Source organism: Bradyrhizobium semiaridum (genome assembly GCF_020329505.1).
Classification (GTDB): Bacteria; Pseudomonadota; Alphaproteobacteria; order Rhizobiales; family Xanthobacteraceae; genus Bradyrhizobium; species Bradyrhizobium semiaridum.
This window is the reverse complement of sequence record NZ_JAGKJJ010000006.1, coordinates 240,929-263,242: the sequence shown is the minus strand read 5'-3', so window position 1 is coordinate 263,242 and position 22,314 is coordinate 240,929. Positions and strand designations below refer to the sequence as shown.

Below are 22,314 nucleotides of genomic sequence, written 5' to 3'. Positions count from 1 at the left end.
CGCGCTGCCTACCCCGGCCGCCTAGCGACCCTGTACCAGGAGCTTGGCAATTTGTGCGTTGACGATCGCGGCAAACAGCTCGGGATCGCCAAAAGCCCGCGCGGACAGCATCGCACCATGCACCGATGCCATCAGCACCTGGGCTTCATCTTCCGGCCCCTGGTCGAGCCGGAACACATGCTGCTCGGCTCCTGCCTGTAACACCGACGCAAGCCACTTCGCCAGACTGTGGAAGTGCGCGCGGACGCGGGAGGCGACGTCGTCCGGCAGCATCTGCATCTCGCCGGCAAGCATCGCGCAGACGCAGAACGGCAGCGAAGCATCGCGAATGCAGGTCTGCCAGAAGTTCAGATAGGACTGCACTTGGTCGGCCGGGTTTGCGGACTGCGCCTGAAGCGACTTCAAGCCCGCTTCCACTTGCTGCCGGTAGCGATCCACCAGCGCCGCGACCAGCTCGGCCTTGGTCGGGAAATGGTGGTGGATGCTTGCCTTCCGGATGCCGATCGCATCCGAAATGTCGGCATAGCTGAACGCGTTGTAGCCTCCCGCGACGATGAGGGACTGCGCGACGTCGAGGATTTTGTCTGCGGTCGAGGTCATTGATCTCACGTCGTCGCCAGTCTTGCGACTCGTCTGTCTGAATGGATTGCAGCGCGCCCGTCTTCACACGGTCGTGTCGGGCGGCCGGATTGACTCCTCCCTTGTACCTACCTACTAGTAGGCTGTCATCTTCCTACTAGTAGGTAGTTACCCGGGAGAATCCGTCAATGCAAAGTCAAACACCCCAAATCAGCTGGCTTCGATCCTATTACTTCGGACGCGCGGTCTTCTCGATCGCCTGGATTGCTGCTGCCGTCTTGTTCCGCGGGCAGCCGGTCGTCGTCGCCTTCCTGCTGGTGATCTATCCGGCATGGGACGCCGTCGCCAATCTGGCGGACGGCCAGGTCAATGGCGGCCTGATAGCCAACCCGTCGCAGACGTTGAATGTCGTGGTCAGCACGGTGACGGCGCTCGCCGTGATCGTCGCGGTGAGCCACAGCGCCTACGCCGTGCTGGCGGTGTTCGGGGTGTGGGCGATCCTGTCTGGCCTTCTGCAACTCTCCACCGGCGCGACGCGCTGGCGCCGCTACGGCGCGCAATGGGCGATGATCCTCAGCGGCGCGCAGTCGGCCGTCGCCGGCGGCTACATGATCAGCCAGTCCCTCGGCAGCGTGACGCCGACGATCCTGGACATCGTTCCGTATGCCGGGTTCGGTGCGTTCTACTTCCTGCTGTCGGCGATCTGGCTCGCCGCGACGGCCAATCGCAACGCGCATGCGTAGGCCCGGCTGATCGCATCGGCGCGCGCCGGCTACTTCTTCCCGGCCGGCGCGTTGGCCGAACTCGGCGCGGCCGCGGTCAGCAGCGGGATCGTCGACGGCGGCTCGTCCTCGTCGAGGAATTGCTGCACCTTGGCCTGGATCGACGATTTGGCGCTTTCGGGGCCGCGATCGCTGAGATCGTTGTGCTGAAACTCGGTGTTGACCACCTTGATGCCGGCCCTGGCGCAGGTCTCGTCGTCGGGCACGACACCAGGATCGGCCTTGAAGTGCGGATCCTTCGAGCGGAACGAGAGGATCTTGATCTTGCCGTCGGTGATAAAGGGCACGCGCAGATTGTCCAACGTGACCACCTTCTTCACCAGTTCGGGATGCTGCTTTGCGAAGAACATCGAGATGTCGCCGCCGTTGGAATGGCCGATCAGCGTCAGATGCCGATAATCCGCGTTCGGATAGAGCTTCTTGAGCTCATCGATCGCGTGCATGATGTTGAACGCGCCGCGATTGTACTGCATGCGGCGGCCGACATATTCCTCGCCGATCTTGGTCACCATCGGCGCATCGGTCTCGAGATCGTGCTGAATGCTGATCACAAGGTAGCCGCGCGAGGCGAATACGTTGGTCAGGAACGAGTACTCGGTGTTCTTGACCGTGTTGCCGTGGCTCAGGATCGCGACCGGCAGCTCGATCATCTCGGCCATGGACTGCATTTCGCGGTCGCGGCGGACGGCGACCTGCACCGTCACGTTGCGGTCTTCGCGCAGGATGTCATGAAACGTCAGCGTCGCATGACGGATGGCCCACCGGTCGGTGGTAAAATAGGCCGCCATCGCCACAGCGCACAGGCAAAGGACAATGATGCCCCGTTTCATTGTAATCCCTGATATTTCGCAACGACGCGCACTGGCTCTGACATCATCAGGCACTCCGCGGCCAACGGCCTGTACCGGCCGGGCGGGCGCTGTGGTGCGGAATATCGGGCTAATTTTACATTCAGATGACTGCGAAACGATATGCCGCGGCAGGCGCACACGGTGCGCCGGCGAGGCGGTCACAAACAGGTGAAGAGATAGCGATACCGCCCGCCCTCCATCCCGTCGTGAGCGGATGAGAGGACCAGTTCAGTCCTGGTAGGTAAAGAACCCGCGCGGCTGATAATACGTCCGCGGTTGCGGCTGGTAATACTGCGGTGCTGCGTAACCCTGGTTGCCGTAGTACTGCTGCTGACCATAACCCTGCGCGTCGTAGACGCGGCGGGTGGTACGCGGCGCCGGATAACGCTGGTCGGTCGAGCTGCCGTCAGCCGGATAGATGTAGCCGTCGTCGGCGCGCGCCTGCGCCGGATATTCCCGCGGCTGCGGCGTCAGCACGACCGGATCGCCGGCGGTGGCCTGGGTTTGCTGATCGTATTGCTGCGGCGCCTGGCGCGCGACGGCGGTGCCGTTGCGGCCGCGCGGATTCCGCGCCAGTGCAACCTGCGACGAGCCGGTCAGCGTCACCGTGGTGTTGAGCACGCCTTCCTTTTGGACCAGCGCGTAGAGCGTCGAGGCATTGGCGCGCGACAGCCGCACGCAGCCATGCGAGGCCGGCGTGCCGAGACGGCTCACCGAGTCGGTGCCGTGGATTGCGTGTCCGACCTTGGTGAAGAAGATCGCGTGCGGCATCGGTGCGTCGTCGAATTCCTTGGAGTAGTGATCCTCTTCCATGCGAAAGGCGCGGAAGGTGCCGTTCGGCGTTTCGCGCGAGGGAATGCCGCTGGAGACCGGCCAGTGGTAGCGCGCCACGCCGTCGACCGCGACGGTCATCTGCTGATTGTCCTTGTCGATGGTAACGTCGACCTTGGCTTGCGCGGCGCCGGCGGTGAGTAGCATCACGGACGTGAATGCAACGAGGAACGAACGCATTTTACCTTTGGCCTCCAGGCTGATCACAGCGCCGCGGCTCTCCGTCCCCGGCATCGAATATGCCCGGAATCAGAGTTTGGTTCCAGTGGCGTACCAGGCCATCGTTAATCCGGCGCGCGGCGCAAGCAAGGCCGAACGCGGGCTCGTGCGCCCGCCGCGTGCTGACTTTTTCGCGAGCGCGCCGCGACAACGGCTCCAAATGGCCGTCAACACGCAACCATTTGGCCGCATGGGCGTTTCACAATCCCGCCCGGTGACGCATTCGCGTCGCGATCCAAGGAATAGAGATGAACAACACCAAGGTTAAGACCGCGGCCGTCGTCCCAGCCGGCCTTTCCGCGCGGCTCCTGCTTGCCGTTGCCGCCCTCGCGTTCGCGCTGCTGGCGATCCCTCATGCCGGTCACGCCCAGGGCATCGTCCGCGGCGCCCATGAGGGGGCCTATGAAGGCAACCGGATCGCCGGGCCGGTCGGCGGCGTGGTTGGTGGCGCCGTCGGCGCCGGCGTCGGCGGTGCCGTGGGGGCGGTCAAGGGTGTGTTCGGGATTCCGGATCGTGGCTGGCGTCGCGGCCACCGCTGCCGCGGCTATTACCGCCACGGACATTTCTACTGCTATCGGTAGCGAGCGCTTGTAGCCCGGATGGAGCGGAAGCGAAATCCGGGGGCCGCTCCGTTCGCGGATGCCGACCCGGATTGCGCTGCGCTGCATCCGGGCTTCGATATCCCGTCGCAAGTCAGTTCTTCAGCCGATAGCCGGTCCGGAAGATCCACGCCACGATGGCCATGCAGATCACCAGGAAGCCGATGGTCATGCCGAGACTCACGGCGACGCTGACATCGGCGATCTCGAAGAAGCTCCAGCGGAAGCCGGAGATCAGATAGACCACCGGATTGAACAGCGTGATGGTGCGCCATCCCTGTGGCAGCATGTTCACCGAATAGAAGCTGCCGCCGAGGAAGGTCAGCGGCGTCACCACCAGCATCGGGATCATCTGCAGCTTCTCGAAACCGTCGGCCCAGATGCCGATGATGAAGCCGAACAGGCTGAAGGTGACGGCGGTCAGCACCAGGAAGGTCAGCATCCAGATCGGATGATTGATGTGCAGCGGCACGAACAACCCGGCGGTGGCCAGGATGATCAGGCCGAGGATGATCGACTTGGTGGCGGCGGCGCCGACATAGCCGATGACGATCTCGAGATAGGAGATCGGCGCCGAGAGGATCTCGTAGATCGTGCCGGCGAATTTCGGGAAGTAGATGCCGAACGAGGCGTTGGCGATGCTCTGCGTCAGGACCGACAGCATCACGAGGCCCGGCACGATGAAGGTGCCGTAGCTGACGCCCTCGACCTCGGTGATGCGCGAGCCGATCGCAGCGCCGAACACCACGAAATACAGCGAGGTGGAGACCACGGGCGAGACGATACTCTGCAGCAGCGTGCGCCAGGTGCGCGCCATTTCGAACAGGTAGATCGCCTGGATTGCGCGGTAGTTCATGGCACCCTCACCAGGCTGACGAAGATGTCTTCGAGGGACGACTGTTTCGTATCGAGATCGGAAATCCGGACGCCGGCGTTGCGGAGATCGCTGAGCAGGCTGGTGATGCCGGTGCGGTCGCCCTTGGTGTCGTAGTCGTAGGTCACGGCGCGGCCATCGGCGGACAGTTCGAGGTTGTAGACCGCGAGCGTCTCCGGAATCGCATCGAGCTTGTTCTGCAGTTGCAGGGTCAAATGCTTCTTGCCGAGCTTCTGCATCAAGGTCGCCTTGTCCTCGATCAGGATGATCTCGCCCTTGTTGATGACGCCGATGCGGTCGGCCATCTCCTCGGCCTCCTCGATGTAATGCGTGGTCAGGATGATGGTGACGCCGGAGGCCTGCAGGGTCCGCACCACCTCCCACATGCCCTTGCGCAACTCGACGTCGACGCCGGCGGTGGGCTCGTCCAGGAACAGGATCTGCGGCTCGTGCGACAGCGCTTTGGCGATCATCACGCGGCGCTTCATGCCGCCGGACAGCGTGATGATCTTGCTGTCCTTCTTGTCCCACAGCGAGAGGTCCTTCAAAACCTTCTCGATATGCGCCGGGTTCTTCGGCTTGCCGAACAGGCCGCGGGAAAAGCTGACCGTGGCCCAGACCGACTCGAAGGCATCGGTGTGCAGCTCCTGCGGAACCAGCCCGATCATCGAGCGCGCCGCACGATAGTCGCGGATAATATCATGGCCGCCGATCGAGACGCTGCCCTGGCTCGGGTTGACGATGCCGCAGATGATGCTGATCAGGGTGGTCTTGCCGGCGCCATTCGGCCCGAGCAGGCCGAAAATCTCGCCGCGCTTGATATCGAGGTCGATGCCCTTCAGCGCCTTGAAGCCGGAGCCGTAGGATTTCGACAGATTGGAAACGGAGATGATCGACGACATGAAGGGGCGATGGCGTGATGAAGGGGAATTGTGCGGATTGCGGCCCCGGGGCGGGGCGGAAATGGGGTTACCCGCAGATAGGGACGTCCGATCCGTTCTGCAATCACCCGCCGGGGCAGAAAATTCTTCCCGCAGGGCGCGGCGGAAAGGCGCAACTAGTGCTTCTTCTTCACCGGCTTCTTGGCGGCGACGGCCGGTGCCGGGGCGGCGGGTTCGGTGTCGGCGACCTTGGAAGCCGTCATGATCTGCAGCTGGGCGTTGGCCGGACCGTTGGCACGGGCGGGGTCGAGCAGTTGCTCTTCGCCGAGCCCGATCGGCAGCAGCCGCTTCGGCGCGATCTTGAAGGTGTTGACGAGGATGTCGCGGATCGCATCGGCGCGCCGCTGGCTCAGCAGTGCGGCATTGTCGCGCCTGCCGCCCGACTCGACATGGCCGACGATCAGGAAATTGTAGGGCAGCAGCGATGAATGCGTCAGCGCGTCGGCGATGCGGCCGATGGTCTGGTAGGATTCCGGCAGCACGATCGGCGTGTCGACGTCGAACTTGATGTCGAGATTGATGGCCGGCAGCTTGTCGAGATCGGGCGCGATCGGTGGACGCTTCTGCGGCGGCGGCTCGTTCTTGCCGCGCGAGCGCGACCGCTCCAGCACCTGCTGGCGCAGCGCCGGCAGGTCGACGTCGGTGGGGGCCTCGTAATGGTTGAGCTTGGCGATGATGTCGTCGCGCGTGACCGCGGTCTGCGCATGCGCGGGCGGCGCCAGCAGCAGCGCGCCGAGCAGGCCGAGATCGCGCAGACGGCGCACGAAAGGACGCATCACTGATACCCCGCGTCCGTGATCGCCTGGGCGCAATTGCGGCTGACGCCCTTGGCGGCGACGAGGCAGGGTACCGATTTGCTGGTTTCCTTGGTCGAGCCGCCGCACACCTTGACGATTTCGCGGGTGCAGGCATTGGCGACGGTGACGCGCGCCGCGATCCGCTTCTGGATCGCGTCCAGCGTCGAGAGATAGCTCTCCTTGCAGGTCGGTGACATCACGTCGCGGTTGCGCGACAGGCACTCCTTGAGGCGGTTGGAGTCCAGATTTACGCCGCGGCAATTGGCGCTAATGTCGGCGCCGCAGGCTTTGGCCAGCTGCGCTGCGGCATCGCCAAAGCTCAACGTCTCCGCGGCCGCGAACGACGGCGCAGTGAGAGCAACGACAAAAAGCAAGAAGCGTCCCCGGACCATGGAGCCATCTGAACCCATGAAATCAACTGGGGTCAAGGGCTACCGACAGAGAAAGCCGCTCTGTCACACCCGTTCCACAAAGCTGTCGACGACCTTCTTCTCGCCGGCCTTCTCGAAGGCGATGGTCAGCTTGTTGCCGTCGATCTTCACCACATGGCCGTAGCCGAATTTCTGGTGAAACACGCGGTCGTCCAGCGAGAAGTCTGACACCGTGCCGGTGGATTTTGCCACCAGTTCGCCCTCGATCACGACAGGGCCGCGCCGGCTGGACCCGCCGGATGAGAATGACGACTGCCGCTCCTCGAAGCCGCCGCTGCGTCCCCCGCCGCCGCGGGTGCGGTTGGCCTGGGCGCGCTGCCAGCCCGGGGTCGTGTAGCTGGAGCCGAATGATTCGAGGTTGTCGAAGCGCGAGGCGCCGTAGCCGCCGCTTCCGCCCCAACCGGAGCCGCCCTTGGATTCGGTGATCTCGACATTGTGCGCGGGCAGTTCGTCGAGGAAGCGCGAGGGGATCGTGGTCGACCAGGTGCCGTGGATGCGGCGGTTGGTGGCGAAGTAGATTTTGGCGCGGCGGCGGGCCCGCGTCAGCCCGACATGGGCGAGGCGGCGCTCCTCCTCGAGCCCGGCGCGGCCCTGTTCGTCCAGCGTGCGCTGGCTCGGGAACAGGCCTTCCTCCCAGCCGGGCAGGAACACGTTGTCGAATTCGAGGCCCTTGGCCGAATGCAGCGTCATCAGCGACACTGCTTCCTCGCCGGCTTCGCCGTCGCGGTCCATCACCAGCGAGATGTGTTCGAGGAAGCCTTGCAAGTTCTCGAACTCCTCCATCGAACGGACGAGTTCTTTCAGATTGTCCAGCCGGCCCGCAGCATCCGCCGAGCGGTCCTTCTGCCACATCTCGGTGTAGCCGCTCTCGTCGAGCACGATCTCGGCGAGCTCGGTATGCGAGGTGACTTCGGACTGCGCCCGCCAGCGGTCGAACTGCATCACGAGCTCGCGCAGCGAACTGCGTGCCTTCGGCTTCAGCTCGTCGGTGTCGACCACGGCACGCGCCGCCTCGAACAGCGGAATGCGGCGCTTGCGGGCGTGGTCGTGCAGCATCTGCACCGTGGCGTCGCCGAGGCCGCGTTTGGGCACGTTGACGATGCGCTCGAACGCGAGGTCGTCGGCCGGCGAATTGATCGTGCGCAGATAGGCCAGCGCGTCGCGGATTTCGGCGCGCTCGTAGAACCTGGGGCCGCCGATCACACGATAGGGCAGGCCTAGCGTGACGAAGCGGTCCTCGAACTCGCGCATCTGGAACGAGGCACGCACCAGGATGGCGACATCGTTGAGATTCTCCCCGGCGCGCTGCAACTCCTCGAGCTCCTCGCCGATCGCGCGCGCCTCTTCCTCGGAATCCCAGGAGCCGGTGACGGTGACCTTTTCGCCGTCAACGTCTTCGGTGCGCAGCGTCTTGCCGAGCCGGCCCTCATTGTGCGCGATCAGATGCGAGGCCGCGGCGAGGATGTGGCCGGTCGAGCGGTAGTTGCGCTCGAGACGGATCACTTTTGCACCGGGGAAATCGTGCTCGAAGCGCAGGATGTTGTCGACCTCGGCGCCGCGCCAGCCATAGATGGACTGGTCGTCGTCGCCGACGCAGCAGATGTTTTTGGGTGGACTCTTCTCCCTCTCCGCGCTTGCGGGGAGAGGGTCGGGGTGAGGGGGAGTCTCCGCGAGTTCGGTGCGCGGAGAGTCCCCCTCACCCGGATCGCTCTGGCGCGCAATTGCGCTGCCGAGCGATCCGACCTCTCCCCGCAAGCGGGGCGAGGTAAGGTCTCCCGGAATCACCTCCGACAGCGCGCGGCCCGGCCGCGCTGGCGCCTGCGACAGCAGCCGCAGCCACAGATATTGCGCGACGTTGGTGTCCTGATATTCGTCGACCAGGATGAACTTGAAGCGGTTCTGGTAGCCGCGCAGCACATCCGGGTTCTCGCGGAACAGGCGGATGTTCTCCAGCAAGAGATCGCCGAAGTCGGCGGCGTTCAGGATCTTCAACCGCTCCTGGTAGGTCGCGTAGATCTTGCCGCCCTTGCCGTTGCCGAACGAGGCGGCCTCGCCCGATGGCACTTGTGACGGGAGCAGGCCGCGGTTCTTCCAGCTGTCGATCAGTCCGGCCAGCATCCGCGCCGGCCAGCGTTTGTCGTCGATGTTCTCGGCCTGCAGCAGCTGCTTGAGCAGCCGCACCTGGTCGTCGACGTCGAGCACCGTGAAATTGGATTTGAGCTGCACCAGCTCGGCGTGGTGACGCAGGATGCGGCCGCCAATCGAGTGGAAGGTGCCGAGCCACGGCATGCCCTCGACGGCCTGGCCCAGCATCTGGCCGAGCCGCAGCTTCATCTCGCGTGCCGCCTTGTTGGTGAAGGTCACCGACAGGATCTCGTGCGGCCGCGCGCGGCCCTGGCTCAGGATGTGCGCGATGCGTGTGGTCAGCACCCGCGTCTTGCCGGTGCCGGCGCCGGCGAGCACCAGCACGGGCCCGTCGAGCGTCTCGACCGCCTCGCGCTGCTCCGGATTGAGGCCGGCAAGATATTGCGGCCCGCCCGCAGCCGCCCGCGCACGCGCGGCGATGCCGCCAGCCACCGGCTGGTGCTCGGGAACGCCGTGATGCGGCAATTTACTCGGCTCGGTCATGCGCGAATCGTTGTGGCCCCACGATGGCACCGCGGGACGGTGAAGGGGAGCCTCTTAACAGGGATTGAGGGCCATATAGGGCCTGATCGGCCATTTTGACAGGTTTATCGCGCGCCACAGGAACGATCCGCGCAGCAATCCACAGCGCGGCGGGTTCCGGAAATCGGCGAAAATTTCGCGGTTTCGCGGTCAGGAACCGGCGTTTGTCCGCTGGATTGTCTCAGCAGACACGGCGTCGGGCTCCGGCCCGCGTACTGCAACGAGACAGAGGTTGGATCATGCTGAGCTGGGTCGTCACATTCCTGGTCATCGCCCTGATCGCGGGCATTTTGGGCTTCGGCGGCATCGCCGGCGCATCGGTCGAAATCGCCAAGGCCATCTTCTTCATCGCCGTCATCCTGTTCCTGGTGTCGGCGGTGGTCGGATTGCTGCGCGGCCGTACAAGGGTATAGCGGCGCGCGCGGTGCTCTGATGCGCACTGCTACTTCCTCGAGGGCATTGCCACGTTGCGGCCGATGCCCTCGGGCCGCGCCACGCCTGCATAGCTGTCCACGATCGCCTGCGCGCGGGCGCGGATGTCGGGTGGAAACGGTGCCACCTTGCGCGCCTCCATGTCGATATGGAGCGTCAGATTCTCCGACGTCGCCGACAGCCAGCCTTCATCGGCGTGGCGCAACTCCTCGAATGTGTGCAGCCGCTTCTCGTCGGCGCCGAGCAGGTAGACCAAGAGCTGCACGGGATCACCGAGGTGAATCTCTCTCAGATAGCGCACATGGCATTCTGCGGTGAAGGTCGAGCACTGCCGCGCCTTCATGTAGGCGGGACCGATGCCGAGCTGTAGCCACATCTCGTCGATGGCGCGGTCGAACATCACGTTGTAATAGGCCATGTTGAGATGGCCGTTATAATCGATCCATTGCGGCTCGATCTGCATCACCGAGGAGCGGAACGGGGCGGGCGGTAGCGGTACCTCGCCGGTGGTAGTCACTGTGGTCATCATCCCATCCCGGTTTGACGTTGAGCATGAGCCCTTCTGCGCCGCCGGCGTTGATTTTTTCAAGTCAGGCTCCCTTGACCCCTTATACAAGCTTTGCCACGGTCGGCTAAAGGTGGGAGGAAATTTGAAGTGGCGACGACGATTTCGAGCAATGTGACGCGACCCGAACCGCAGGCCCTGAAGCGCGCTGTCGACGCGCTGGCGGCGCGGTTCGGCAACCGGCTCGTCACATCGCAGGCGGTGCGCGAGCAGCACGGCCACACCACCACCTGGCTACCGAACCAGCCGCCGGATGCGGTGGTGATGGCGCAGGAAACCGCCGACATCCAGGACGTGGTGCGGATCTGCGCGCAGCACCGCGTGCCCGTGATCGCCTTCGGTACCGGAACGTCGCTGGAAGGCCAGGTCAACGCGCCCGCGGGCGGCGTCTGCATCGATCTGCGCGACATGAACAGGGTGCTCGAGGTGCATGCCGAGGACCTCGACTGCGTGATCCAGCCCGGCGTGACGCGCAAGGCGCTGAACGAGCATCTGCGCGACCTGGGCCTGTTCTTCCCGATCGATCCCGGCGCCGACGCCTCGCTCGGCGGCATGACCTCGACCCGCGCCTCGGGCACCAACGCGGTCCGTTATGGCACCATGCGCGAGAATGTGCTGGCGCTGAAGGTGGTGCGGGGCGACGGCGAGATCATCACGACAGGCACCCGCGCGAAGAAGTCGTCGGCCGGCTACGACTTGACGCATCTGTTCGTCGGCGCCGAGGGTACGCTCGGCATCATCTCCGAGCTCACCATCCGCCTGCGCGGCATTCCCGAGACCATCGCGGCGGCGGCATGCTCGTTCGATACCGTGCGCGGCGCCTGCCAGGCCACGATCCTTGCGATCCAGACCGGCATCCCGGTCGCGCGCATCGAGCTGCTCAACGCTGCGCAGGTCAAGGCCTGCAACAATTATTCAAAACTGTCGCTGCCGGAGATGCCGCTGCTGCTGCTCGAATTCCACGGCAGTGAGGTCGAGGTCGCCGAGCAATCGAAGAATTTCCGCGATATCGCTGCCGAATGCGGCGGCGGCGACTTCTCCTGGACCACCAAACCGGAGGACCGCACCAAATTGTGGCAGGCGCGGCACGACGCCTATTGGTCGGTGAAGGCGCTGCGGCCCGGCGACCGCATCGGCGTCGTCGCGACCGACGTCTGCGTGCCGATTTCGCGGCTCGCTGATTGCGTCACCGAGACCGAAGACGACCTGACGCGGCTCAACCTGCTGTCGCCGATCGTCGGCCATGTCGGCGACGGCAATTTCCACTGCTCGCTGGTCTGCGACATCGACAATAGGGACGAGATGGCGCGCGGCGAGGAATTCATGCATCGCCTGGTCGAGCGTGCCCAGGCGATGGGCGGCACCTGCACCGGCGAGCACGGCATCGGCCAGGGCAAGCAGAAATATTTGAAGGCCGAGCTCGGCCCCGAGGCGCTCGACGCGATGCGGGCGCTGAAGCAGGCGCTCGATCCGCAAAACATTTTCAACCCCGGAAAGATCGTTCCCGTTGCTTAGAGCATGATCCGCAGTTTTCCCTCGCGAAAGATGCACAGCGTTTGCGCGGGGATCGTGCTCAAAAATTTGAATTGTCTCGATCTTCCGGCCACAGGATGTGGCGATGATGTGGTTCAAGAAGACCAGGCCGTCGGATGTCTGGGATGAGCCCGTCGCCGAGCCGCTCGGCGATATCGAGGCTGCGCAGCGGATTCGCACCATCTGCCGCGCCGCCGCCGACAGCGCCGAGCAGGTCGGCAACCCGGAAGCGCGGTCGGCCAAGAAACAGCAGATCGAACGCGAGCGCTACGAGCGCGCCGCCAAGGCCGTGATGGAAATCGCGATGAAGATCTCCGACGAACTGGTGCGCGACTCCGCGGTGCGCGAGATCGTCGGCCTATGCATGAAGGCCAACAACATGAAGACGGCCCGCGCGCTGTTTCGCGCCATCCACGCCGCCTCGATCAAGGACGAAGTGCTGAAGGAGCATCCGTCCCTCGCCGACGAGCCGGAGTGAGCTGCCGGGCTGGGCGCACGCTCCTGAAGTCATCACGTCCGTTTTACCCCGACACGACGAAAAACACGGCTACGGTGCAAACTCCTACGCAAGCACGAGCTTCGGTCGGCCTCGCATTAGAAATGTCCTGCAAATCATTGCTGCAAGGAAAACGGAAGTGGCCTCTCTCCGCATCTCGCTGCCGCTTCTCCTGATATCCCTCGGTGCGATTGCCATGGCGTGGGCGTGGCTCGCCACGCCGATCAGTCTGCTGCGCGCACCGATCGATCCGAATGCCAAGCTGCAATGCATATCCTATGCGCCGTTCCGCAGCCATCAGACGTCATCGGCGACGACGCAGGTGTCGCGCCAACAGATCGCGGAAGATCTCGTCGAGCTTGCCAAGATCACCGAGTGCGTCCGCACCTATGCGGACGATCTTGGTCTCGACCAGATCCCGGAAGTTGCCGCCGGGCTAGGGCTGAAAGTCATTCAGGGAATCTGGCTCAGCAAGGACCGGCAGAAGAACGCGACGCAGATATCGACCGCGGTACGCCTCGCCCGGCAATATCCGGACACGATCATCGCGCTCGTGGTCGGCAACGAGGTTCTGCTGCATCGGGAAATGTCGGTTTCCGACCTCGCCACCCTGATCCACTCGGTGAAGGCGCAAGTGCCGGTGCCCGTCACCTATTCCGACGTCTGGGAATACTGGCTACGCTATCGGGAGCTTGAAAGCGCGGTCGATTTCGTCACCGTTCATATCCTGCCTTATTGGGAGAACATCCCGATCCCGGCGGAATCCGCCGTCGCCCACGTCGATGCCGTGCGCAGGCGCGTCGCGTCGGCCTTTCCAGGCAAGGAAATCCTGATCGGCGAAACCGGCTGGCCGAGCGAGGGGCGGATGCGCGGTCCGTCGTTGCCGTCGCGCACCAACCAGGCCCGCGTGGTGTCGGAGGTGCTCGAACTGGCCCGGCGGGAGCATTTCCGCGTCAATTTGTTCGAGGCCTATGACGAATCCTGGAAGCACGAGTTCGAGGGTACGGTTGGCGGATCCTGGGGCCTGTTCGATGCCGCATCGCGCATGCCGAAATATCCGCCCGGCGTCCCCATCAGCAATTTTCCGTCCTGGAAGCTGCAAATGGGCAGTGGAATGGTGCTGGCACTCCTGGTGTTCGGCGCGGCATGGCTGACCCTACGGCGCAAGCCCTGGCAGCCCGCGCCGGCCGCATGGGTTGCGGTGGCAATATCGGCGACCACGGCCGGAATTCTGTTTGGCGTCGCGGTCCAGAAGACGGTGCATGAAAGTTACGGAGCTGGCGCTTGGCTGCTGTGGGGCACGCTTCTCGTTGCGGCCACCGCTTCCCCCGTGTTCGGTGCCAGCGCCTTGATATCGGGGCGCGCGCCGCCTGCATTTCTGGAATTGCTGGGTCCGGAGGAGGACCGGACCCCGTCGCTGCTCGCGGCCGTGCACGGATTGGTCTGGATCGTCGTCGTCATGATCGGCGCGCAGACCGCGCTCGGCTTCGTGTTCGACCCGCGCGAAAAGGACTTTCCCTACGCGGCTCTCACCATGGCGGCGGTCCCGTTTGCCGCCATGACGCTGCTCAACCACCCCCGCAAAGCGAGGCGCCCCGTGGCGGAATCATTGTTCGCCGGCGTGTTCCTGGTGGCGGCGGTCTATACCTGCTGCAGCGAAGGGCCGGAGAACTGGCAGTCGCTGTGGACGGGGGCGGCCTACCTGCTGCTTGCACTGACGCTGTGGCGGGCGCGCACCTAAATGCGTCGAGCATTCAGCTCGCTTCGCCCAATGCGCGCACCGCTTCATCGACGCTGCGGAAGACATGGTCTCTCGGCAGGACATCGTAGAGGCGGAAGCGCTCGAACGCATCCTGTGCGCGGGTCGATTCGAGCCGGGCGACGGCGACCGTCACGTCCTGCTCGAGGCATTCGCGGAACAGATCGTGCAGCGCCTGCGCCGCGGTGAAATCGATCTCGATCACGCCGCTGGCCTCGATCACGAGCAGATGCGGCTTCGGCGACCTGCCGATCGTCTTGAGCACGTCGCTGTGGAAACCTTCGGCGTTGAGGAACGACAGCGGCGCCTGCAGGCCGACGACGGCGATGCCGGCCTTGCGTTCGCCGGTGACATGGCCCGCCGGCCACCAGATCGTGGTGCCGGGCAGGTGCACGAACTCGACCAGCCCACCCCGTGTCGTGGTCCAGATGCCGTGCAGCAGCGACAGCGCAATGCCGACAGTGACACCTTGCTCGATCGGCAGCACGATGATCGCCGCCGCCGTCGCCACCACCAGCAGGAATTCATAGAACGACTGCCGGAAGATGGTGACGATCTGCGTTACGCGGATGATGCGCAGCGCGACGAACAGCAGAACGCCGCCCAGCGCTGCATCCGGCACGTACTGCAAAAGCGTCGCGCCGAATGCCAGCAGCGTGAGCACGATCGCCGCGGCGAACAGCCCGGCAAGCTGGGTCCGCCCGCCGGTCTCCGACACGATCCCGGTGCGCGGCGGCGAGGCGTTGACCGGAAAGGCGCCGAACAGGCCGGAGAGCACGCTGCCGGCGCCGGCACCGAGGAAGTCGCGGTCGACATCTGCCGGCTTGTCGGGGTCCGACAGGAACGAGCGCGTCGTCGCGGCGGTCTGCACCATCACGACCACCGCGATCAGCAGCGCCAGCGATAGCAATTTGATCCAGCGCTCCGGCGCGACCTCGGGAAGCGATGGCATCGGCAATCTCGCGGGGACGGCGCCGACCACCTTGACGCCCTTGCTTTCGAGATGGCCGGCGATGACAGCGACGGTCGCCGCGACGAGGCCGATCAGCGCGCCCGGGATCCGCGCGCTGATCTTCTCCGAGCCGGCGACCAGCGCCAGCACGCCGAGACCGATCGCGACCGTATAGGGGTTGGTCTGGCCGATCTTCTCGGCGAGAACGCCGAGCTTGTACAGTGTGGGCCCGTCCGGCGTGGTCACGCCGAGCACGCCGGGCAGTTGCGAGACCAGGATGTGCACGGAGATGCCGGCGAGGAAGCCGACCGTCACCGGCGTCGACAAGAGGTTGGCGACCCAGCCCAGGCGGAATAGGCTGCCGCCGACCATGATCGCGCCGACCAAAATCGCCAGCGCCATCGCGAGCGACTGATAGTCGGGCGAGCCGGCGGTTGCCATCAGCGCCAGCCCGCCGGCGAAGATCGGCGTGATGGTGGAATCGGCGCCGCAGGACAGGAAACGGTTGGCGCCGAACAACGCAAAGCCGATCGAGCCGGCGATAAAGGCGAAGAAGCCGATCTGCGGCGAGAAACCGCCGAGCCGCGCCGTCGCCATCTGTTCGGGGATTGCGATCGCCGCCAATGTCAGGCCCGCGATCAGGTCACCCGGCAGATCGCTCGGCCGGAAACCGGCGAGCGAACGGAAGACCGGCCAACTGTGTGTCGGATGATCCTGGCCCATTGCTCCGGTATCTCCTCGCGAGTCTGCGCGGGGAAATAGTCCGACATCGCGCAGCCAAAAGCCAGCGGGGAGAGGTGTGCACGCGCGAAGGAGCAACACTTGTCGTGATGGCGAGCGAAGCCAAGCAATCCATCACTCTGTATATGCGGTGGAATGGATTGCTTCGCTGCGCTCGCGATGACGAAGGAGGGGCCTTACCCGATATTCTGCAGCGCCGGAAAGGTCTCCAGCAGCCAGATGCTGACGTTTGACACCGCGCCGGTCAGGAAGCCGATGCCGGTGATCACCATCAGCACGCCCATGGCGCGCTCGACGGTGTCGAGATGGCGCTTCATCCGCGCGAATAGCGACGAGAAATGCTTGATCGTGAAGGCCGCGAGTAGGAAGGGGATGCCGAGCCCGGCCGAGTAGACCGCGAGCAGGCCGGCGCCCTTGGTCACCGTGGCCTCGGCGGCGGCGATCGAGAGGATCGCGGCGAGGATCGGGCCGATGCACGGCGTCCAGCCGAAGGCGAAGGCCAGCCCCATCACGTAGGCGCCCCACAGCCCGACCGGTTTTGGTGCGGTCATCCGCCCCTCGCGCATCAGAAGGCCGATCCGGGTGATGCCGAGGAAGTGCAGGCCCATGATGATGATGACGATGCCGGCCAGGATCGACAGCTCGGCCGACCAGGCCCGCACCAGGCCGCCGACGAACGACGCGCTGGCGCCGAGCGCCACGAACACGGTGGAGAAGCCGAGCACGAACATCAGCGCCGCCGCCATCACCGCGCGCTTGGAGGCCGCCGTCGCGCCGTCCTGGTTGACCTGCTCGATGGTCGCGCCGGTCAGATAGATCAGATAGGGCGGCACCAGCGGCAGGACGCAGGGCGACAGGAAACTGACAAGTCCGGCGATTAGCGCCGCCGGGATCGAGACGTCGTGCATCAATCAACCTTCGAAGGTAACTCTCCTGTCATGGCCTCTACGCCTTAAACAATCCAGAAATTTCGTCGCCGGCGCATTCAACTATGGTCACAGGCCCGTGTGCGGAGCCATAGGGCGCCGATTGGGCATTCGATGTTCCGGGACGGGATCGTCGGCGAATCTTCATTCGTCATTCCGGGGCGACGCGCAGCGTCGAGCCCGGAATCCATCGCGCCGCAGCGTGGTGGATGAATGGATTCCGGGCTCGCGCCAAGCGGCGCGTCCCGGAATGACGAGATGGAATTTGGTGCCAAAAGTGAGTTGCCGATCCGTCCACACGGGCATCACAAGCCCTGCAACAAATTCCGTGTCGTCCTGGCTTTCGTCAGGACGACGAAGTGGGAGATATGCGTGCTCCTCACCGTCACGGCCGTTTGGCAGGCCGCGCCGGCGCCTCGAACTCGCGGCCCCTGATCCGTACCAGATCGTCGGCGGAGTGCTGCAGCAGCACCACCGTCGCGTCGCGGGCGCCATCCGCATCGCCGGTGGCGATGGCGTCGAGCACGGCGCGGTGCTCGATCAGGGCGCGCGGACGGTGCGCGCCGGGCGCTGCAATCGTAAAGCTCTGGCGCAGGGTGATCTCGAACATCTGCGCGATCGGCCAGAAGAACTCGTTGCGGGTGGCGAAATAGATCGACTGGTGGAAGGCGATGTCGGCCGCGACGAACGCCTCGTTGGTTTCAGCCGCGTCCATGCCGTCGCAACCGGCGCGGATGCGCGCGATGTCGTCCTCGGCGGCGTGCACGGCCGCCAGTGCCGCGGCGCCGGGCTCGACTGCGGTGCGCAGCTGGAACAGCTTTGCCAGATAGCGGTCGATGTCGGCGGTTTCGAGATGCCAGCGTAGCACGTCGGGATCGAGCTGGTTCCACTGCTGGGGCGGACGCACCCGCGTGCCGCTCTTCGGCCGCGATTCGATCAGGCCCTTGCCGGTGAGGGTGCGGATCGCCTCGCGCACCACGGTGCGGCTGACATCCATCATCTCGCAAATCTGCATTTCCGGCGGCAGCGCCTCGCCGACGCCGATCTCGCCGCGCACGATGCTGCTGCCGACGCGGTCGGCGACCTGGCTGTGGACATTCCGATGCAACGCACTGGATGTCTGGAACATCGGGGCCTCACTGCGACTGAAGCGTGCGCTGCCGTCGTGCCGCGCCCTTCCAAGATCCGGCTGCGCCCTGCGCAACCCCCGTTGCGCTCTTGCGCAACCCACCTCCTTTTGTCATACATTATGACAACAAGGCTGCCAAGCTCGCCAAGTCCTACGCGACAGGTCGAACGCGGCGGGCAAACAATGCGTTAGCCGACTGTTCCTGGGGAGGAGCACCATGACGACCAAGCGCGCGAGCCGCCGTCTAGTCTTGCAGTCGTCAGTCGCAGCCGGCGCGTGGCTCGCCGCCGCTCCCGCGCTGATCGGCCGTGCCGAAGCCGCGGCCATGAAGATGCGCTGCTCGTCCTCGCTGCCCAACGATCCGAAATACGCCAACGGCCGTGTCTACTACGACAACCTCGTGAGGCAGATCAAAGCCAACGGGCTCGGCGGCCAGATCGACGTCACGTTCTTCCCCGACAACCAGCTCGGCCAGGAGATCGATGTCATCAACTCGGTGAAGCTCGGCGTCATCGATTTGATGGTGTCGGGCTCGTCGATCTCGGCCAATCTCGTGCCGCTGGTCGGCACCTTCGACCTCGGCTACCTCTTCACCAGCTTCCAGCAGCAGACCAAGGCGTTCGACGCCGGCGCCGCGAAGCCGATCGAGGATGCGCTGCAGAAGGGTGCGGGCATCCGCATCATCGCCTGGGCCTATAATTTCGGCGCGCGCAGCGTGCTGGCGAAGAAGCCGGTGAAGACGCCGGAGGATCTCGCCGGCCTGAAGATCCGCACGCTGCCCAATCCGATCATCACCGAATGCCTGCGCCTGATGGGTGCGGCGGCGACGCCGCTGGCGTTCGGCGAGATCTACACGGCCTTGCAAGCCGGCGTGCTCGACGGCCTCGAGCACGATCCGCCGACCATTCTAGCCAGCAAGTTCTACGAGACCTCTAAGCATTATGCGCTGACCCAGCACATCTTCTCGCCGCTCGCGGTGTATTTCAGCGATACCACTTTCAACCGCATGGACCCCAAGCTGCGCGAGGGTTTCCTCGATGCCGCGAAGAAGGCCGCGGCCGACACCCGCGCGCACGGCCTTGCGGTCGAGAAGGAGGCGCAGGCGACGCTGATCGAGAAGGGCGTCACCGTGGTCGAATGCGACAAGGAGGCGTTCCGCAAGCGCGTGCTGCCGCAGACCGACAATTTCATCAAGGCACGGCCCGAGGCGAAGGCCGTGATCGACATGATCCGCGCTACCCAGGCCTGAGCCGATGTCGGTCGCCGCAGTCGCCGAAAGCCGCAGCGGCTCTCGGATCACGGCGCCGCTGGTCGCCGTCAGCGATGCGATCGCCGCGATCCTGCTCGCCGCCGATCTCCTCGTGGTCTGCGTCTCGGTGCTGGCCCGCTTCCTGTTCAATGCCCCGGTCGAGTGGTCCGACGACGTCGCCCGCGGTCTGATGGTCGGCTCCAGCTTCTTCGGCGCAGCCAGCGCGCTGGCACGCAGCGAGAACCTCGGCGTCGCCTTCTTCGTCGACATGCTGCCGTCGGGCGTGCGGCGCGTGGTCGACGCCGTCGGCGCGCTGCTCGTCACCATCATCTCGGCCTATGTCGCCTTCAACGCGCTGAAGATGGGCTGGCTGACTACCGGGCAAACATCAGGCTCCGGCCTGCCGCTGGAATGGACATTCTATCCGATGGGCGTCGGCGCGGTGTTCATGACGGTCTTCGCGCTCGAGATCCTCTGCGGCCGTTCGCTACGCGACATGATCGCGGGCATCGTCGCGACGGCGGTCATCGCCGTGCTCTATCTCGCCTGGGATGCGCTGGCACCGGAGACGGTGCCGTCATCGCAGGCGCTGATGCTGGTCGGCTTTTTCCTGACGTTGTTCGGCGGCCTGCCGATCGGATTCGCGCTGGCGCTGGCGGCGCTGATCTTCATCTGGGTCGAGGGCACGCTGCCCGGCGTGATCTTCGCCCAGCAGATGGCGCGCGGCATCGACAATTTCGTGCTGCTGGCGATCCCGTTCTTCATCCTGGTCGGCTATTTGATGGAAGCCAATGGCATGTCGGTGCGGCTGATCGAGCTGTTGCAGCGCGCGGTCGGCAAGATGCGCGGCGGGCTCAATGTCGTGATGGTGCTGTCGATGGTGCTGTTCTCGGGCATCTCGGGCTCGAAGATGGCCGACGTCGCGGCGGTCGGTTCGGTCCTGATCCCGGCGGCGCGGCGCTCGCGGCAGAACCCGGGCGGCGCGGTGGCGCTGCTCGCGGCCTCCGCGGTGATGGCGGAGACGATCCCGCCCTGCATCAATTTGATCATCCTCGGCTTCGTCGCCAACCTCTCGATCGGCGGCCTGTTCGTCGCCGGCATGCTGCCGGCCGCCCTGATGGCGCTGGCGCTGATCGTGGTGTCGATCATCTTCGGCAAGCGAACTGCGGCAGCCGAAGCCGCCGAGCCGCGTGCGGCAGTGTCGGGCCTGTGGACCGGCGCGATCGCCTCGTTCGGGCTGATCTTCATGATCTTCTTCGGCTTCAAGAGCGGCTTCGCCACCGCGACCGAAATCTCGGCCTTCGCTGCCGTCTACGCTATCGCCGTCGGCAGCCTCTTGTTCCGCGAGCTCGGCATGAGGAGCCTCGCACACTGCTTCGTGCAATCGGCGACGCGCTCGGGCCTGGTGCTGTTCATCGTCGCGGCGGCGCAATCGCTTGCCTTCATTCTGACGCTGCAGCAGGTGCCGCATGAGGTCGGCGACTTCATGCTGGCGATCTCGGGCAGCCATGGCGTCTGGCTGTTCATGCTGATGTCGATCGTGGTGCTGGTGGTGATGGGCTCCGTGCTGGAGGGTGCCGCAGCGCTGATCATCTTCGGGCCGCTGCTGCTGCCGGTCGCCGTCAAGCTCGGCATCGATCCCCTGCATTTCGGCGTCGTGCTGGTGATCTCGATGGGGCTCGGACTCTTTGCGCCGCCACTTGGTCTCGGGCTCTACGGCGCCTGCCTGATCGGCAACGTGCCGATCGAGCAGACCATCAAGCCGATCATGGGCTATCTCGGCCTGCTGCTGCTGTGCCTGCTGGTGATCGCCTTCGTGCCGTTCATCAGCACGGCGCTGCCGCATGCGATGGGCTATTAGGGACGGAACATCGTGAAGGTCCTGCTTACCCATACCCCGCAGATGCGCCGCAACTATTACGGCGAGCGCAGTCTGGCCGGCCTGCGCGCGCTCGCCGACGTCAAGCTGCACGAGGGTGATGCGGCGCTCGATGCGATCGCGCTGGTGAGGGCCGCTGAAGATGCTGACATCATCGTCGCCGACCGGATGACCGCAGGCCCCGGCGAAATCTTCCCACGTCTGCCAAAGCTGCGCGCCTTCGTGCGCTGTGCCGTCGACATCCGCAACGTCGATGTCGCGGCGGCCTCCGCCATGGGCGTGCTGGTGACGCGAGCGAGCCCGGGCTTCGTGCAGTCTGTCGCCGAGCTCGCGCTCGGCTTCATGATCGACCTGTCGCGCGGTGTCTCGCGTGCCACAGCGGACTATCACGGCGGGAAGCAGCCCGAGGTCGTGATGGGCCGGCAACTGGCCGGCAGCACGATCGGTATCATCGGCTATGGCAGCATCGGCCGCTATCTCGCCGGCATCGCGAAAGTGCTGGATATGGAGGTGCTGGTCGCCGATCCGTTCGTCAGGATCGACGACGCCGCGATCCGGCATCTGCCGCTCGACGATCTGCTGGCGCGCGCAAATTATGTCGTGTGCCTTGCGATCGCCAATGAGCATACCGAAAACCTGATCGGGCAGGCGGCGCTGGCGCGAATGCGGAAGCACGCTGTCTTCATCAATTTGTCACGCGGCAACCTCGTCGACGAGACCGCGCTCGCCGCGGCGCTACGGGATGGCCGCATCGCCGGCGCAGCGCTCGACGTCGGCCGCGCGCCGGACCAGATGCCGACGCCGGAGCTTGCAAGGCTGCCCAATGTGATCGCGACGCCGCATGTCGGCGGACTGACGCCACAGGCGATCGAGCATCAATCGTCTGAGACGGTGCGCCAGGTCGCAAGGATCATCGCCGGCGAAAGCCCCGTCGGCGCCGTCAACGCCGAGCATTGGACGCGGCGGCCGTAGCCATGAGCGCACGGCATCCATCAATTCCGCAGAAGCGGCTGGACAAGCCGTTCGCATCCAGCTCAAACTCGACCCCACCAAACCGCGGCCCCTGAGCTGCGGACAGAAAA

General features: G+C 64.9%; 21 protein-coding genes. 9 read left to right on the top strand and 12 right to left on the bottom strand.

What is annotated here, in order from left to right; genetic code table 11:
- Positions 1 to 21 precede the first annotated feature (21 nt).
- On the bottom strand, positions 22 to 609 hold the full coding sequence (locus J6500_RS10070; protein WP_225712534.1) for a TetR/AcrR family transcriptional regulator: 588 nt from the start codon (positions 607 to 609) through the stop codon (positions 22 to 24).
- Between the two features lie 158 nt (positions 610 to 767).
- Here J6500_RS10070 and J6500_RS10065 point away from each other — a divergent pair, with 158 nt between their 5' ends.
- On the top strand, positions 768 to 1,322 hold the full coding sequence (locus tag J6500_RS10065; protein WP_225712533.1) for a DUF308 domain-containing protein: 555 nt from the start codon (positions 768 to 770) through the stop codon (positions 1,320 to 1,322).
- Positions 1,323 to 1,351: 29 nt separating this feature from the next.
- On the opposite strand, the gene J6500_RS10060 is transcribed toward J6500_RS10065, so the two are convergent.
- On the bottom strand, positions 1,352 to 2,191 hold the full coding sequence (locus tag J6500_RS10060; RefSeq protein WP_225712532.1) for an alpha/beta hydrolase: 840 nt from the start codon (positions 2,189 to 2,191) through the stop codon (positions 1,352 to 1,354).
- 249 nt (positions 2,192 to 2,440) lie between these two features.
- Complete coding sequence (locus tag J6500_RS10055) at positions 2,441 to 3,223, bottom strand: L,D-transpeptidase (protein ID WP_225712531.1); 783 nt, start codon at positions 3,221 to 3,223, stop codon at positions 2,441 to 2,443.
- Between the two features lie 287 nt (positions 3,224 to 3,510).
- On the opposite strand from J6500_RS10055, the gene J6500_RS10050 reads away from it, so the two are divergent.
- Complete coding sequence (locus J6500_RS10050) at positions 3,511 to 3,843, top strand: hypothetical protein (RefSeq protein ID WP_225712530.1); 333 nt, start codon at positions 3,511 to 3,513, stop codon at positions 3,841 to 3,843.
- A 112-nt stretch (positions 3,844 to 3,955) separates the two neighbouring features.
- On the opposite strand, the gene J6500_RS10045 is transcribed toward J6500_RS10050, so the two are convergent.
- The 5 genes from J6500_RS10045 to J6500_RS10025 all read right to left on the bottom strand — a co-directional run bounded on the left by J6500_RS10045 (position 3,956) and on the right by J6500_RS10025 (position 9,532).
- Entirely contained in the window at positions 3,956 to 4,717 is a 762-nt protein-coding gene (locus tag J6500_RS10045) for an ABC transporter permease (protein WP_225712529.1), read from the bottom strand.
- Positions 4,714 to 5,637 (bottom strand): ABC transporter ATP-binding protein, encoded by a 924-nt coding sequence (locus tag J6500_RS10040; protein ID WP_225712528.1) that lies wholly within the window; start codon positions 5,635 to 5,637, stop codon positions 4,714 to 4,716. Before J6500_RS10040 ends, J6500_RS10045 begins: the two co-directional genes overlap by 4 nt.
- A gap of 155 nt (positions 5,638 to 5,792) precedes the next feature.
- Positions 5,793 to 6,452 (bottom strand): OmpA family protein, encoded by a 660-nt coding sequence (locus tag J6500_RS10035; RefSeq protein ID WP_225712527.1) that lies wholly within the window; start codon positions 6,450 to 6,452, stop codon positions 5,793 to 5,795.
- Positions 6,452 to 6,865, bottom strand: a complete 414-nt coding sequence (locus J6500_RS10030) for a hypothetical protein (protein WP_225712526.1) — start codon at positions 6,863 to 6,865, stop codon at positions 6,452 to 6,454. Before J6500_RS10030 ends, J6500_RS10035 begins: the two co-directional genes overlap by 1 nt.
- Before the next feature lie 63 nt (positions 6,866 to 6,928).
- Complete coding sequence (locus J6500_RS10025) at positions 6,929 to 9,532, bottom strand: ATP-dependent helicase (protein WP_225712525.1); 2,604 nt, start codon at positions 9,530 to 9,532, stop codon at positions 6,929 to 6,931.
- A 278-nt stretch (positions 9,533 to 9,810) separates the two neighbouring features.
- On the opposite strand from J6500_RS10025, the gene J6500_RS10020 reads away from it, so the two are divergent.
- Positions 9,811 to 9,984, top strand: a complete 174-nt coding sequence (locus tag J6500_RS10020; RefSeq protein WP_225712524.1) for a DUF1328 domain-containing protein — start codon at positions 9,811 to 9,813, stop codon at positions 9,982 to 9,984.
- A 29-nt stretch (positions 9,985 to 10,013) separates the two neighbouring features.
- Here the strand turns inward: J6500_RS10020 and J6500_RS10015 are convergent, their stop codons facing one another.
- Entirely contained in the window at positions 10,014 to 10,532 is a 519-nt protein-coding gene (locus J6500_RS10015; RefSeq protein WP_376707786.1) for a thioesterase family protein, read from the bottom strand.
- Positions 10,533 to 10,658: 126 nt separating this feature from the next.
- Between J6500_RS10015 and J6500_RS10010 the strand changes: the two genes are divergently transcribed.
- The 3 genes from J6500_RS10010 to J6500_RS10000 all read left to right on the top strand — a co-directional run bounded on the left by J6500_RS10010 (position 10,659) and on the right by J6500_RS10000 (position 14,338).
- Positions 10,659 to 12,083 carry an FAD-binding oxidoreductase gene (locus tag J6500_RS10010; RefSeq protein WP_225712522.1) on the top strand — a complete coding sequence of 475 codons (1,425 nt, stop codon included), beginning with the start codon at positions 10,659 to 10,661 and terminating at the stop codon, positions 12,081 to 12,083.
- 103 nt (positions 12,084 to 12,186) lie between these two features.
- The gene (locus J6500_RS10005) at positions 12,187 to 12,579 is read left to right on the top strand and encodes a hypothetical protein (RefSeq protein WP_225712521.1); all 393 of its coding nucleotides are present in this window, start codon (positions 12,187 to 12,189) and stop codon (positions 12,577 to 12,579) included.
- 214 nt (positions 12,580 to 12,793) lie between these two features.
- Positions 12,794 to 14,338, top strand: a complete 1,545-nt coding sequence (locus tag J6500_RS10000; RefSeq protein WP_225712634.1) for a glycoside hydrolase family 17 protein — start codon at positions 12,794 to 12,796, stop codon at positions 14,336 to 14,338.
- A gap of 13 nt (positions 14,339 to 14,351) precedes the next feature.
- Here J6500_RS10000 and J6500_RS09995 read toward each other — a convergent pair whose 3' ends face one another.
- The 3 genes from J6500_RS09995 to J6500_RS09985 form a co-directional block, all read right to left on the bottom strand.
- Entirely contained in the window at positions 14,352 to 16,031 is a 1,680-nt protein-coding gene (locus tag J6500_RS09995) for a SulP family inorganic anion transporter (protein ID WP_225712520.1), read from the bottom strand.
- Between the two features lie 194 nt (positions 16,032 to 16,225).
- Positions 16,226 to 16,957, bottom strand: coding sequence for a cytochrome c biogenesis CcdA family protein (locus tag J6500_RS09990; RefSeq protein WP_225712519.1), 732 nt, complete (start codon positions 16,955 to 16,957; stop codon positions 16,226 to 16,228).
- A gap of 403 nt (positions 16,958 to 17,360) precedes the next feature.
- The gene (locus tag J6500_RS09985) at positions 17,361 to 18,104 is read right to left on the bottom strand and encodes a FadR/GntR family transcriptional regulator (RefSeq protein WP_225712518.1); all 744 of its coding nucleotides are present in this window, start codon (positions 18,102 to 18,104) and stop codon (positions 17,361 to 17,363) included.
- A 217-nt stretch (positions 18,105 to 18,321) separates the two neighbouring features.
- Here J6500_RS09985 and J6500_RS09980 point away from each other — a divergent pair, with 217 nt between their 5' ends.
- The 3 genes from J6500_RS09980 to J6500_RS09970 are packed head-to-tail and all read left to right on the top strand — an operon-like array spanning position 18,322 to position 22,204.
- The gene (locus tag J6500_RS09980; RefSeq protein WP_225712517.1) at positions 18,322 to 19,353 is read left to right on the top strand and encodes a TRAP transporter substrate-binding protein; all 1,032 of its coding nucleotides are present in this window, start codon (positions 18,322 to 18,324) and stop codon (positions 19,351 to 19,353) included.
- 4 nt (positions 19,354 to 19,357) lie between these two features.
- Positions 19,358 to 21,214 carry a TRAP transporter large permease gene (locus J6500_RS09975; protein WP_225712516.1) on the top strand — a complete coding sequence of 619 codons (1,857 nt, stop codon included), beginning with the start codon at positions 19,358 to 19,360 and terminating at the stop codon, positions 21,212 to 21,214.
- Between the two features lie 12 nt (positions 21,215 to 21,226).
- On the top strand, positions 21,227 to 22,204 hold the full coding sequence (locus tag J6500_RS09970) for an NAD(P)-dependent oxidoreductase (protein ID WP_225712515.1): 978 nt from the start codon (positions 21,227 to 21,229) through the stop codon (positions 22,202 to 22,204).
- The last annotated feature ends 110 nt before the right edge of the window (positions 22,205 to 22,314 follow it).